Source organism: Pseudomonas sp. IT-196MI5 (assembly GCF_949767415.1).
Classification (GTDB): Bacteria; Pseudomonadota; Gammaproteobacteria; order Pseudomonadales; family Pseudomonadaceae; genus Aquipseudomonas.
Genome location: NZ_CATKPZ010000055.1, coordinates 171,583 through 183,827 on the forward strand (window position 1 = coordinate 171,583; position 12,245 = coordinate 183,827).

Annotated in this window: 14 protein-coding genes; 7 read left to right on the forward strand and 7 right to left on the reverse strand. The window is 62.1% G+C overall.

The features are described from left to right. Nucleotides 1-49 precede the first annotated feature (49 nt). The 5 genes from ACM6IK_RS23450 (at nt 50) to ACM6IK_RS23470 (ending at nt 3,111) form a co-directional block, all read left to right on the forward strand. A complete protein-coding gene (locus ACM6IK_RS23450; RefSeq protein WP_414876201.1) occupies nt 50-388 on the forward strand; it encodes a hypothetical protein in 339 nt (112 codons plus the stop codon). Nucleotides 389-673: 285 nt separating this feature from the next. Further along, nucleotides 674-1,603 carry a Ppx/GppA family phosphatase gene (locus ACM6IK_RS23455; RefSeq protein WP_414876202.1) on the forward strand — a complete coding sequence of 310 codons (930 nt, stop codon included), beginning with the start codon at nt 674-676 and terminating at the stop codon, nt 1,601-1,603. Between the two features lie 23 nt (nt 1,604-1,626). After that, nucleotides 1,627-2,070 carry an arsenate reductase ArsC gene (locus ACM6IK_RS23460; protein WP_414876203.1) on the forward strand — a complete coding sequence of 148 codons (444 nt, stop codon included), beginning with the start codon at nt 1,627-1,629 and terminating at the stop codon, nt 2,068-2,070. 62 nt (nt 2,071-2,132) lie between these two features. Beyond that, nucleotides 2,133-2,528, forward strand: coding sequence for a DUF1801 domain-containing protein (locus ACM6IK_RS23465; RefSeq protein WP_414876204.1), 396 nt, complete (start codon nt 2,133-2,135; stop codon nt 2,526-2,528). A 193-nt stretch (nt 2,529-2,721) separates the two neighbouring features. Continuing rightward, a complete protein-coding gene (locus ACM6IK_RS23470) occupies nt 2,722-3,111 on the forward strand; it encodes a c-type cytochrome (RefSeq protein WP_414876205.1) in 390 nt (129 codons plus the stop codon). A 385-nt stretch (nt 3,112-3,496) separates the two neighbouring features. Here ACM6IK_RS23470 and ACM6IK_RS23475 read toward each other — a convergent pair whose 3' ends face one another. The 7 genes from ACM6IK_RS23475 to ACM6IK_RS23505 form a co-directional block, all read right to left on the reverse strand. Then, nucleotides 3,497-3,925: a nuclear transport factor 2 family protein gene (locus tag ACM6IK_RS23475; protein WP_414876206.1), complete on the reverse strand. Its 429-nt coding sequence runs from the start codon at nt 3,923-3,925 to the stop codon at nt 3,497-3,499. Between the two features lie 77 nt (nt 3,926-4,002). Beyond that, nucleotides 4,003-4,575 (reverse strand): chorismate mutase, encoded by a 573-nt coding sequence (locus tag ACM6IK_RS23480; RefSeq protein ID WP_414876207.1) that lies wholly within the window; start codon nt 4,573-4,575, stop codon nt 4,003-4,005. An 80-nt stretch (nt 4,576-4,655) separates the two neighbouring features. After that, nucleotides 4,656-4,946 carry a hypothetical protein gene (locus ACM6IK_RS23485; protein WP_414876208.1) on the reverse strand — a complete coding sequence of 97 codons (291 nt, stop codon included), beginning with the start codon at nt 4,944-4,946 and terminating at the stop codon, nt 4,656-4,658. Between the two features lie 79 nt (nt 4,947-5,025). Further along, complete coding sequence (locus ACM6IK_RS23490) at nt 5,026-6,186, reverse strand: iron-containing alcohol dehydrogenase (RefSeq protein WP_414876209.1); 1,161 nt, start codon at nt 6,184-6,186, stop codon at nt 5,026-5,028. A 3-nt stretch (nt 6,187-6,189) separates the two neighbouring features. Further along, entirely contained in the window at nt 6,190-7,581 is a 1,392-nt protein-coding gene (locus ACM6IK_RS23495; RefSeq protein ID WP_414876210.1) for an aldehyde dehydrogenase family protein, read from the reverse strand. A gap of 7 nt (nt 7,582-7,588) precedes the next feature. Then, entirely contained in the window at nt 7,589-8,962 is a 1,374-nt protein-coding gene (locus ACM6IK_RS23500; RefSeq protein WP_414876211.1) for a glutamine synthetase family protein, read from the reverse strand. Between the two features lie 162 nt (nt 8,963-9,124). Further along, nucleotides 9,125-10,714 (reverse strand): winged helix-turn-helix domain-containing tetratricopeptide repeat protein, encoded by a 1,590-nt coding sequence (locus ACM6IK_RS23505; RefSeq protein WP_414876349.1) that lies wholly within the window; start codon nt 10,712-10,714, stop codon nt 9,125-9,127. Between the two features lie 261 nt (nt 10,715-10,975). Between ACM6IK_RS23505 and ACM6IK_RS23510 the strand changes: the two genes are divergently transcribed. Both ACM6IK_RS23510 and ACM6IK_RS23515 read left to right on the forward strand, forming a co-directional pair. After that, nucleotides 10,976-11,728 carry an SDR family oxidoreductase gene (locus tag ACM6IK_RS23510; RefSeq protein ID WP_414876212.1) on the forward strand — a complete coding sequence of 251 codons (753 nt, stop codon included), beginning with the start codon at nt 10,976-10,978 and terminating at the stop codon, nt 11,726-11,728. 44 nt (nt 11,729-11,772) lie between these two features. Beyond that, nucleotides 11,773-12,186 carry a cupin domain-containing protein gene (locus ACM6IK_RS23515; RefSeq protein WP_414876213.1) on the forward strand — a complete coding sequence of 138 codons (414 nt, stop codon included), beginning with the start codon at nt 11,773-11,775 and terminating at the stop codon, nt 12,184-12,186. Nucleotides 12,187-12,245 lie beyond the last annotated feature (59 nt).

The following is a 12,245-nucleotide window of genomic DNA, read 5'->3' on the forward strand; positions in this document are numbered from 1 at the left end:
ACCGGTGGGCAACCCAATTCACTGTTGATTTCTTTTCAGGACCTGATTCATGCGCACTTTTCTTGCCCCGACCCTGGCCTTCGCTTCACTGCTGCTGGCCGGTTGTGCCACGCCAAACGATCCGACCATGACCTTGCAGACGTCAAAGTCGCCCGAGGAGTACACCCATTGCGTGGTGCCGAAGTTGCAGGACGATGCACTGGCGCCCACGGTATCGCAAACCCAACGCAGCTACCGGATCGTCGTATCGAGCAAAGTGGCGGCGGACAACGTGCTTGAAACCTACAAAGCCTCGAATGGCGGCAAGGTGTTCCTGTACGAGCGCAAGCTGCTGGCGTCGGCGTTCGTGCCGTCGACGTTCGAGCGTGCGGCGCAGGAGTGTCTGTAAGCAGAATTTCAGGCAAAAAAAAGCCACCAGAATTGGCAGCAGAAAGTTAAAGCACGCATTGAATGACTTGATTATGCCGCCCGGTTCATGACGTTTCGATGACGGCTTGATGGCCATTCATCCGGATGCCGAAAGTCCTGTTGCGAGTGATTAACTGTGGTGTGGGTCAGATCTCCAGGCGGTGTCATCTGGGTGTCATCGAAGTAATGGCAAGATCCTCGCAATCCGTCTTGAGTGCCCGACGGCCGCCAGTCCGCCGGCAGATGAATGTGCAAGGAACTCCCTATGAAAGACGCCCCACTGTTTGCCGCCATCGACCTGGGCTCCAATGCGTTTCGCCTGATGATTGGCCAGTCGGTGAGACGGAACCAGCAGATGGTCATCCAGGAAGTGAAGACCCTGCGCGAGCCGGTGCGTCTGGCCGAAGGCCTGCAGGGCGGGGCGCTCGATGAGTTGGCGCTGGACCGTGGCTGGCAGGCGCTGGCGCGATTCGGCAAGAAACTGCGCGGTTTCGAGGCCGGGCGCGTGCGGGCGGTGGCCACCAGCGCCGTGCGCGAAGCGGACAACGCGCCGCTGTTCCTGGCCAGTGCCGAGCGCCACCTGGGCTTTCGCATCGACGTCATTTCCGGTCACGAAGAGGCGCAACTGGTCTACGCCGGCGTGGCCCACACCTTGCCGGCGCAAACCGCGCGGCTGGTGGTGGATATCGGCGGTGGCTCCACGGAGATGATCATCGGCCGTGGCGACCAGCTGCTGGTCACCGAGAGCATTGCCATCGGCAGCGGCACCTTCGGTGCGCATTACTTCCACGGCGGACGGATCGTGGCCGAAGCGCTATTGGAGGCCGAACGCGCGGCCACCGTGCAATTCGAACGCATTGCCCGCCGTTACCGCACCATGGGCTGGCAGCAGGCGATCGGTTCTTCCGGGACCGCGCGGATGCTGGCCAAGGTGCTCAAGGCCAATGGCCTCAATGATGACGACCAGAGCGGTATCACCTACGGTGGCCTGTTGCGCCTGTCGTTGCGCCTGCTGGAAGTCAAACATGTGAAACACCTCAAGCTGGCGGGGTTGCCCACCCATCGCCTGAGCATTTTGCCCGGCGGCCTGGTGTTGATGCTGGCAGCGTTCAAGGTGTTCGGCATCACACATATGATTGCGTCGGAACCGGGTTTGCGGTTTGGCGTGCTGCATGGATTGATGAGCAAACACTAAAGTCCGCCAGCCGAGGTAAACCCATGACCGACCCCCGTCGCGTGCTGTTCGTCTGCGCCAGAAACGATGTCCGCTCACCCATGGCCGAAGCCCTGCTGCGCCATATCGATCCTGCCGATTTCCAGGCCTTCAGTGCCGGGCTCGAGGCCAGCGAGATCGACCCGCGCACGTTCGAATCCCTCGATCACATCGGTGTCGATGCCAGCGGCTTGCGCAGCAAGTCCCTCGAAGATTTCGAAGGCCAGGCATTCGACTACGTCATCACCCTGTGCGACAAGTCCTCTGAAGAGGCCGCGCGCATGCCGTTTACCGGTGAAGTGATGGTCTGGAGCTTCGAAGACCCGACCACCAGCGAAAGGCACGACCCGTTCCGCCATACCCTCCAGGAAATCGGCGATCGCATCAAAATGTTCGTCACCGTGAAAACCCGCCCCGTGCCCCAGGCGCCGTCAGTCAGCGACTCTTGAAAGCCTTCGAGCACCGTCTACCCTCATCGGTCACAGCCATCATGATGAGGGTGCAGACAGTGATGAAAACGGACAAGGTTGACTCAAGCGAAGCCTCGGCGCTGATCGACGAGCGAATCCGGGAACTGGCCGACTGGCGTGGCGAAACCCTGGCCCACGTCCGCAAGATCATCCACCAGGCCGACCCCGAAGTGATCGAAGAGTGGAAGTGGCGCGGCGTGCCGGTGTGGTCCCATGCCGGCATCATTTGCACCGGTGAAACCTACAAGCAAGTGGTGAAGATGACCTTCGCCAAGGGCGCTTCGCTGGACGATCCGTCGGAGCTGTTCAACTCAAGCCTTGAAGGCAACACGCGGCGCGCCATCGATATCCGCGAGGGTGAGCTGATCGATGGCACGGCGCTGACGGCGTTGATTCAGGCAGCCATTGAGCTCAATACCTCCCGAACCAAAAAGTAACTCAGTACACAGAACCCCTGTGGGAGCGAGCTTGCTCGCGATAGCGGGCTGCCAGGCAATGCATGTGTCGACTGACCCGGCGCCATCGCGAGCAAGCTCGCTCCCACAGGGATTGCGTCCATTTGACCACTTGGGATATCCCCGGCCTGCATGTTCCAATAGCTGTCCGGCAACACCCGACTGGAAACGGAACATGAAGAACATCGCTGCCCTGACCCTCGCCCTGGCACTCACCGTTGGCCTGTTTAGCCCGCCCACCCTTGCCGCAGGCGATGTCCAGGCCGGGGAAAAACTGTTCAAGCGCCTCTGCAGCGGCTGCCATCAGATCGGCGAATCGGCCCGTGCTTCCTTTGGCCCGCAACTCAATGGCGTGATCGGTCGCCACTCCGCCGTCACCACGGACTATGTGTATTCCGATGCGATGAAATCCGCCAATCTGGTCTGGGACCGCGAAACCCTGATCGCCTACCTCGAAGCGCCAAAGAAAGTCGTGCCCGGCACCCGCATGATTTTCTGGGGCCTCAGTGATCCGGAAAAAATCGAAGACCTGCTCGCCTACCTGCAAACCTTCCCGGCGCAATGATCGACCTGCCGTCCGAACTCTACCCGTAGCGCAAGGGGGGCAGTTCGACATCGACGTAATCTCCGCCGATGGTGTGACGATTCCAGGTTGTACACAAACTTGTAGGAGCGAGCCTGCTCGCGATTGCGGTGGGTCAGTGAACAAGACGTTGGCTGACACTCCCTCATCGCGAGCAAGCTCGCTCCCACAAAAAAATACGCTGCTGATCAGTTCAGACAGGAACCCGGCCATTTGATGGTTTGCAGAGCCTGCAACGCCGGACGCAGAACAACTGTGGGAGCGAGCTTGCTCGCGATAGCGGTGGGTCAGTGAACAAGACGTTGGCTGACACTCCCTCATCGCGAGCAAGCTCGCTTCCACAGGGATTTTTGGTGAGTCAGATAAGTCAGGCCTTGCTGGCCTTCAGATAAGCCCCAAGGCGCCGCCCCATTTCCTCACCCAACGCCTGCAAGCCACTCAGCGGCCGCACCATCACTTCAAACTCGACAATCTTGCCCTGTTCGTTGAAGCGGATCATGTCGATGCCCTTGAGCTCTTTCCCGCCGACCCTGGCGCTGAATTCGAGGATCACGTTCAAGCCATCCGCCGTCGCCAGTTCGCGGTGGTAGGCAAACTCCTCGAATACGTTCATGACCGTGTTGAGGATCATCGCCACCACTGGCGCCCCGGGATACGGCGTGTGTGCCATCGGCGAACGGAACACCGCCTGCGGATCGAGCAATTCAGGCAAGCCGCTCAAGTCGCGGTTGCCGATCATCCCGTGCCACTGCTTCAGGGACGCTGCGACATTGGGGTTCAGGTTCAGCTCGGACATCTTCAACTCCTGTTTTTTTATTGTGGTGGTGCGAAAGCGTTGGTCGATCACCCTGGCGACATCGTCGCCCATTGACGTTATCGCCCAGCGATACACAGCTCCCCGGTCGCACGAATCATCGCCTGGTCATGCAGGTAATCCTTGATCAGCGCGTAGCGTTCGGTGGCCAGCCATTGCGGGCAGTTCGGGTCTTTGCGGTAGGGTAGGAAATCGGCGTACTGCAGGAGCAGCAGGTTTTGCAATTTGTCGAGCTTGGGCCGGATGTCGTTAATGAGGTCCGGCCGTGGCGTGTCCGGTGCCTTGTGCTCCGCTTGCCATTGCGCGAGCCGGCCGTATTGCACCCATTTGCTGGCTTCGATCTGGGCGGCGATGAGGTCGGCGACATCGTCGGGATCGAGCTGGCGCTGAGTGGCTTGCTGGCGGGCGTTGGCGATGACTTGCGCTTCCCGGGCGTTGTCCTGGACCGGTTTGCCGCTGTCCCACTTGGTCAGCGCCACCCGCTCACTGATGTCCAACCGCTCATTCATCGTCGCTAGCAAGGGTTGCAAGGCATCGGGCGCGGGGGGCGGAGTGTCCGCTTGCACACAGCCAGCGAACGAGCCGAGCAGGGTGCAGGCCAGCCAGTACGGCAAGCGAGTGGAACGGGGCATGGCAGAACCTCCTTGGACGCTGAAATCACTCCGGCTTGTTTATCACAAGTGCGGCCAGGGAACGACAGCTTGCGAAGGATTCAGGCCAGCAGCCGTTCAATCTGCGCCAGCTCCCAGGTGCTGAGCAAACTGACCGGGTCGGTACCGAAGCGTTGCCCGCTGTCGAACACATATTCACGGCCATCGGGGCTTTGGCCGTGCAGGCAGTGACGCAAGTGACCAGCGTCGACGTCGAGCGTCAGGCGCCAGCCGTCGATGTCGACCCGTACATGGTCGGACTCGCCAGCGTCATCGACTCGCTTGAAGGTGCAAATGCCTTGGGCGGCATTGCGCAACGGCTGGTAAACCTCGCGGGCGGTGAGGGCGGACACAGGTGTCTCCGGGGTGAAATCGGGGAGGCACAGGATAATTCATCTGCGTGCAAAAAAGCCCGGCTGATAAGGCTCGCTCCTACAGGCGGCCGTGAAATGCCGCGTCGAAAATCCTTGCCACACCGTCCCGGGTCAATGGCAACGGGTTGCCGCCGGCGCAGGGGTCGACAATCGCCATGTCGGCGATCAGGTCGGCCTGCCGGTCATCCACGCCCAGTTCAACCAGGGTATGGGGTACGCCGATGTCCTTGCGCAGCTTGAGCACGAAGGCCATGAAACTGTCGAAGCCGGGGGAGGGCAGGCGCAGGTACGCCGCCAGGCGGGTGATGCGCTCCTCGATGGCCGTGCGATTGAACTGCAGGACATAGGGCATGAAGGTGGCATTGGTCATGCCGTGATGGGTGTCGTACAACGCCCCCACCGGATGCGAGAGCGCATGCATCCCGCCCAGGCCTTTCTGGAATGCCGTGGCGCCCATCGCCGCCGCCGCGAGCATATGCGCGCGCGCCTCGAGGTCCGACGGCGTGTGTACCGCCTTCACCAGCGAATTGGCCACCAGGCGCATGCCTTCCACGGCAATGCCATCGGCCAGGGGGTGAAAACCGGGGGCGCAGTAGGCTTCCAGGCAATGGGATAACGCGTCCATGCCAGTGCCGGCGGTGACCTTGGCGGGCATGCCGACCGTGAGGGCCGCATCGCTGATCACCACGCGCGGCATCATTTTCGGGTGGAAGATGATGCGTTTGGTGTGGGTGCTCTCGTCGATGATCACCGCCGCACGACCGACTTCGGAACCGGTTCCCGCCGTAGTCGGCACGGCAATGATCGGGGCGATGCGGCTGTCGTCGGCGCGGGTCCAGTAGTCGCCGATGTCCTCGAAATCCCAGACCGGGCGGGTCTGGCCGCTCATGAAGGCAATCAGCTTGCCCATGTCCAGGCCACTGCCGCCGCCGAACGCGATCACGCCGTCGTGCTGGCCGGCACGCCAGGCGTCGAGCCCGCCGGCCAGGTTGGCTTCCACCGGGTTGGGTTTGAGATCACAGAACAGCGCCACGCCAAGACCGGCGGCGCGCAACGCGTCCAGTGCCGCCGTGGTGATGGGCGCGCGCGCCAGGCCGCTGTCGGTCACCAGCAAGGGGCGCTGGATGCCCTGGCTGCGACAGACCTCGGCCAGCTCGGCGATGCGCCCGACACCGAACCGAACGCTCGTGGGGTAGCTCCAGTTTCCTGTCAGGTTCATGGTCTACACCTCGTGACGCAGATGAAAGGATTTGGCGCGGGTCAGGTGCTCGTAGCCCAGTGGCGACAGGGTGACGCCGCGCCCGCTGTTTTTCACGCCGGTCCAGGCCAGAGCCGGGTCCAGGTAATCGCAGCGGTTCATGAAAACCGTGCCGGTGGCGATCTCGTTGCCCAGGCGTTCGGCCGCCGCGAGGTCCCGGGTCCAGATGGAAGCGCTGAGCCCGAACTCGCTGTCGTTCATCAAGGCGATGGCTTCTTCATCGCTGGTCACCGGCATGATGCCGACCACCGGGCCAAAGCTTTCGTCGCGCATGACCGACATTTGATGGCTGACATCGACCAGGACCTGCGGCGCGAGGTAGGCGCTGCCCGGTACGTCGGCGGCAAATGCCTGCGGATCGACCATCGCCGTCGCGCCCTGGGCCAGCGCTTCGGCGATCTGGCCACGAACGAAAAAGGCGGCGCCCGGTGTCACCAGCGGGCCGAGGGTGGTGGCTTCGTCCAGCGGGTTGCCCAGTACGTACTGGCGGGTCAATTCGGCGAAGCGCTCGACAAACACCGGGAAGATTTTCTGGTCGACATAAATGCGCTCCACGGCACAGCAACTCTGCCCGGAATTGAAGAAGCTGCCGTCCACCAGATTTTCCACCGCCTGTTCAAGGTTGGCGTCTGCCCGGACATAGGCCGGGTCTTTTCCGCCAAGCTCCAGGCCCATGCCGATAAATCGTCCGCTGGCGACGCTTTCCATGACTTTGCCGGCCTCCACGGAACCGGTGAAGTTCACTTGCTGCACGCGCCCGCCAGCAATGATCACCCCGGTCGACACATGATTGAGCAGCAGATTCTGGAACAGCCCTTCGGGCAGTTTTGCGCGACGCATGGCCTCGGCGAAACGCTCGCCCACCAGCAGGGTTTGCGACGCGTGCTTGAGGATCACGCTGTTGCCGGCCATCAACGCCGGGATGATCGTGTTCACCGCCGTCAGGTAGGGGTAGTTCCACGGGGCGACCACCAGCACCGTGCCCAGCGGCTCGCGTTTGATGTAGCGTCGAAAACCCGCCTTGGGCGCAGGCTCTACAGCGGCCAGGGCCCGTGGAGCGATGGCGATCATGTGTCGGGCGCGTTCGGCAAAACCGCGCAGCTCGCCGGCGCCGTAACGCACCGGGCGGCCCATCTGCCAGGCCAGCTCCGGCACGATGTCCGCCTGCATCGACAGCATCGCGTCCACCGCGGCACTGCAATAAGCCGCACGTTCGCTCAGTGAGCGGCGTTGCCATGACGCCTGTGCATTGGCAGCGGCCGTCAGTGCCTGCTCGACCTGCTGCGCATCGGCCACCTCGCGTTCGACGTACACCCGGCCATCGACCGGGGAGATCAGTTGTACCTTTTCAGTCATGATGTTCTCAGTAGCGCTCGAAACCGCGCTGCAATTCCCAGTCGGTGATTCGCCGGTCGTACTCCTTCTGCTCCCACTCGGCGGTGTGCACGTAATGGTCGACCACCTCATCGCCGAACGCCTCGCGCAACATACTGGAGGTTTTGAGGGCGGCGCTCGCCTCGCGCAGGGTCTTGGACACTTCCGGCAAATGCTCATCGAGGTAGGCGTCGCCTTCGAACGGTGGCGCCAGGTCGAGCTTCTCGTCGATACCCGCCAAACCTGCCGCGATCAACGCAGCGAAGGCCAGATAGGGGTTGAGGTCGGCACCGCCGATGCGGCATTCGATGCGGATGGCCTTGCTGCCTTCGGCACACAGGCGAAAGCCGGCGGTGCGATTGTCGCGGCTCCACACCGCCCGCGTCGGCGCAAAAGTGCCAGCCTGGAAGCGCTTGTAGGAGTTGATATAGGGCGCGAGAAAACAGGTGATGTCGTTGGCGTACCTGAGCTGCCCGGCGACCCAGGCCCGCATCAGTTTCGACATGCCGAACTCGGCTTTGGCGTCGAAGAACAGCGGCTTTTTGGCGTTCTTGTCCCACAACGAATTATGGATATGGCTGCTGGAACCTGCGGCGTCGTAGCGCCACTTGGCCATGAAGGTGATCGCCTTGCCCTGCAACTGCGCGATCTCCTTGCAGGCGTGCTTGATGATGACGTGGTGGTCGGCCATGGTCATGGCATCGGCGTAGCGGATGTTGATCTCTTCCTGCCCCGGGCCCCATTCACCCTTGGAGTTTTCCACGGGAATGCCCGAGGCCTGCAAATGCTTGCGAATCGCCCGCAGCACCGGCTCTTCGCGGGTGGTCTGGAGGATGTTGTAATCCTCGATGTAATGGCCGGCGGTTTTCGGTTTGTGATAGTTGCGCTCGTGGATCGACTCGTAACTCTCGTCGAACAGATAGAACTCGAGTTCCGAGGCAAACATGCCGGTATAGCCGCGCTCGCGCAGGCGCTCGACCTGCTTTTTCAGAATCGCCCGAGGGCTGTGGGGCAGGTCCTGGCGATGGTGATGATCGAGCACGTCGCACAGCACCAGTGCCGTGCATTCAAGCCAGGGCACGCGCCGCAGGGTGGACATGTCGGGCTTGAGCACGAAATCGCCGTAACCCTTGCTCCAACTGGCCGCGGCGTAACCCGGCACCGGTTCCATATCGATGTCATCGGCCAACAGGTAGTTGCAGCAGTGGGTTTCTTCGTGGCCGCTGTCGATGAAAAACTCGACCTGGAAGCGCTTGCCGACCAGGCGTCCCTGCATGTCGACCATGCAGACCAGTACGGTATCGATTTCGCCGGCAGCCGCGGCGCGCTTGAGTGCATCAAAGCTGAGAAGGGGCTCGGTCATCACGGCAATCCTGCGTGAAAGGTTTGGGCCAGTCTGGGATAGCTGTTGCAGACGCTCTCCAGAAAAACCCAAAACCTGCAGAACCGAGCATCGTGAGCAACGAGTTGCTCAAAGCTTAGCCTACCCTGTAGGAGCAAGCTCGCTCCTACAGGGGCGTCGTCTTCACTCGGGCAATCCCGCCAGCCGCAGTCCATCGACGAAACGGGCGAAATCCTCGGGCCGTTGAATGGGCAGCCAGTCCTTGAGGGTGCCCAGGCGCAAAGACGAATCCAGCTTTTGCAGACGTTGCATCGCCCACTTCGCTTTATCCATTCGACCGCCGAGCGCATGACTGGCCGCCACCAGCGCCGCCGCGATCAGCAGGCTGGGCAGGTTGCCCAGGGCCTTTTCCGCCCAGTCCGCCGCAGCATCGAAGTGCCCGGCGAAGAAATGCGCGAGCGCCATCCCGACCTGCATCCTGAACATTTCCGGATCCAGCGGACTCAAGCGAACGGCATGCTGCAAATGCTCGATGGCAGCGTCTGTTTCACCGCGCAGTGCCCGCAGGATACCGCCCAGAAACCAGGCGGGGGCGAGGTTGGGATTGAGCAGGCGCGCCCGGTCGAGCAGTGCAATGCCGGCGTCGACTTCGCCGGCGAGATGGCTCAGGGCATGTCCGCCGCGCGTCAGTGCAACCGCATCATCGCGGCCAAGGGTTACCGCCAGACGCGCCAGCCGTATGCCCTCGGCGATTTCCGCAGGCCGGTCGGTCATCCAGCCATTGAGCTTGCGCCAGAAATGGCACCAGGCGGCCATGCCATAGGCCGAGGCAAACTCCGCATCGAGTTCGATGGCCTGGTAGAACATCGGCAGCGCCTGCTCGATGGCTTCCTGGCTGCCGCTGTGCAGTTTTGCCATGCCGCGCAGATAGTAGTCGTAGGCGTCCAGGCTTTCCGTCGGCTTGCGCTTGGCGCGTTCGATTTCCGCCCGTTCCAGTTGCGGCGCGATCGCGCCGACGACGCTCTCGGTGATTTGGTCCTGCAGCTCGAAGATGTCGTCGAGCAGGCCTTCGAAGCGCTCCGCCCAGATGTGCGTCCCGCTCGTCGCGTCGATCAGTTGCCCGGTAATGCGCAGCCTGTTCCCGCACTTGCGCACGCTGCCTTCGAGCACGTAGCGAACGCCCAGCTCCTGGCCGACGCCCTGGGCGTCCACCGCCTGGCCCTTGTAGGTGAAGCTCGAATTGCGCGCGATGACGAACAGCCAGCGAATACGCGACAGGGCGGCGATGATGTCCTCCACGACGCCATCGGCGAAGTATTCCTGCTCCGGATCGCCGCTCAGGTTCTGGAAGGGCAGGACGGTAATCGAGGGTTTTTCCGGCAGGACGAGCGTCGAGGAGGGGATTTGCTTCGGGGCAGCGCTCGAGCGTTCATCGATGTCAGGCTGTCGCGCTTGCCCGGTCATGTTGCCGTTGATCTGGCCAACGAAGCGGTAGCCCTTGCGGGCGACGGTGCGCACCAGGCGCTGCTCTTCACCGGTATCACCGATGGCCTTGCGCACCGCATTGATGTGGCTGGTGATCGTCGATTCGGAAACGATCCGGCCGCTCCACACCGCCTTGAGCAATTCGTCCTTGCTGAGGACCCGATCGGGATTGTTGACGAACAGCAGCAACAGATCGAAGACCTGCGGGCCGACGGCCACGACCTGCCCGCGCAAGGTCAGCTCCCGGCGCTCCTGATCGAGTACGTAGTCTTCAAACGCGAATGGCAAGTTGTGCATCCCCTGGCGAAGCGCCCTCAACTCCGTGTCCCAGGCGGCTGATGGTTGGTAATTGAGCCAGATGATACGGCAGCTCGATACCCGCTGCACCGTCAGCGGCAAGGGAGGCTGGAAGAACGTCAGCAGCTTTGGACATAAATCCAAGCGTTCGCCAAGGCAAACCCAAGCCCGACGCAAGGACTTGTCTCACCGGTGCAGGCAATCTTTCTCTACACCGACGCAATGGTTGCAGTCGACAAGTGGAGAAAAGTCATGAAGATCGTCGTCATCGGAGGCTCCGGCCTCATCGGATCGAAACTTGTGAACACCCTGCGCGAGCGCGGCCATGATGCGTTCGCCGCTAGCCCCGGCACGGGCGTGAACAGCATCACCCGCGAAGGCCTGGCCGCCGCGATGGATGGCGCTGATGTGGTGGTCGACGTGGCGAACGCGCCGTCGTGGGAGGACCAGGCCGTTCTCGATTTCTTTGAAACGTCGAGCCGTAACCTGCTGGCCGCCGAAGCCGCTGCCGGGGTCCGTCATCATGTTGCCCTGTCGATTGTCGGCAGCGAACGGCTTCCCGATACCGGCTATTTCCGAGCCAAGGTCGCGCAGGAAGCCCTTATCAAGGCGTCCGGCATGCCTTACACCATTTTGCGTGCCACGCAGTTCTCCGAGTTTGCCGGCGGCATTGTCCAGTCGTTCACCGTTGGCGATGAAATTCATGCTTCGCCGGCGCTGATCCAGCCGATTGCGTCCGACGACGTGGTGGCGGCGTTGGCCGATGTCGTACTGGCTGCACCGGTCAATGGCACCGTTGAAGTCGGCGGCCCGGAAACCATGCCGATCGACGAGATGGCCAGGCGCTTTCTGCGAGCGACGCAGGACAACCGCAAGGTCGTACCGGACGTGCACGCGCGTTACTTCGGCGCCGTGCTCAACGATCAATCGCTGGTCACCGGCAAGAACGCACGCCTGGGCACGATCCGCTTCGACGACTGGCTGGCCCGGTCGACAGCGCAGTAACGGCTCGCACCCTCGCATTTCCCTACGCATCCAGGAGAAACCCCATGGTTACCCGATTGCTAATGGCCGCTGTCTTTGCAGCACTCTCGATCAGCGCCGCATCGGCCGCCGAGCCGCCCCCCGGCAAGGTGACGGTGGTGTTCGACCGTCCCATTCCCAACATCCCTGGCAAGAGCATGAGGGGCGTGGTCGTCGAGTATGGGCCGGGTGCAGCGTCGCCGGCCCACACCCATCCGAAAACCGCCTTCATCTATGCAACGGTGCTGGAGGGCGCGTTTCGCATCCAGGTCAAAGGCCAGCCGGAAAAGATCTACAAGGTCGGCGAAAACTTCGTAGAGGAGCCGGGTTCCGTGCACCTGGTCAGCGCCAACGCCAGCGACACCCAACCGGCGCGCCTGTTGGCGGTGTTCGTCCTCGACACCGAAGAAAATGTGCTCGTGACACCGATCAAACAGTGAGCCGATCAACTCGCTCATGAAGGCTCGACAGCTGGGCGGCAGACCCTGCCGACCAGTGG

Bases quoted from the DNA above. Each gene is read 5' to 3' on its own strand.
- ACM6IK_RS23510 (WP_414876212.1), top strand. From the start codon at position 10,976: ATGAAGATCGTCGTCATCGGAGGCTCCGGCCTCATCGGATCGAAACTT.
- ACM6IK_RS23450 (WP_414876201.1), top strand. From the start codon at position 50: ATGCGCACTTTTCTTGCCCCGACCCTGGCCTTCGCTTCACTGCTGCTG.
- ACM6IK_RS23475 (WP_414876206.1), bottom strand. From the start codon at position 3,925: ATGTCCGAGCTGAACCTGAACCCCAATGTCGCAGCGTCCCTGAAGCAG.
- ACM6IK_RS23490 (WP_414876209.1), bottom strand. From the start codon at position 6,186: ATGAACCTGACAGGAAACTGGAGCTACCCCACGAGCGTTCGGTTCGGT.
- ACM6IK_RS23460 (WP_414876203.1), top strand. From the start codon at position 1,627: ATGACCGACCCCCGTCGCGTGCTGTTCGTCTGCGCCAGAAACGATGTC.
- ACM6IK_RS23480 (WP_414876207.1), bottom strand. From the start codon at position 4,575: ATGCCCCGTTCCACTCGCTTGCCGTACTGGCTGGCCTGCACCCTGCTC.
- ACM6IK_RS23515 (WP_414876213.1), top strand. From the start codon at position 11,773: ATGGTTACCCGATTGCTAATGGCCGCTGTCTTTGCAGCACTCTCGATC.
- ACM6IK_RS23465 (WP_414876204.1), top strand. From the start codon at position 2,133: ATGAAAACGGACAAGGTTGACTCAAGCGAAGCCTCGGCGCTGATCGAC.
- ACM6IK_RS23470 (WP_414876205.1), top strand. From the start codon at position 2,722: ATGAAGAACATCGCTGCCCTGACCCTCGCCCTGGCACTCACCGTTGGC.
- ACM6IK_RS23500 (WP_414876211.1), bottom strand. From the start codon at position 8,962: ATGACCGAGCCCCTTCTCAGCTTTGATGCACTCAAGCGCGCCGCGGCT.
- ACM6IK_RS23495 (WP_414876210.1), bottom strand. From the start codon at position 7,581: ATGACTGAAAAGGTACAACTGATCTCCCCGGTCGATGGCCGGGTGTAC.
- ACM6IK_RS23455 (WP_414876202.1), top strand. From the start codon at position 674: ATGAAAGACGCCCCACTGTTTGCCGCCATCGACCTGGGCTCCAATGCG.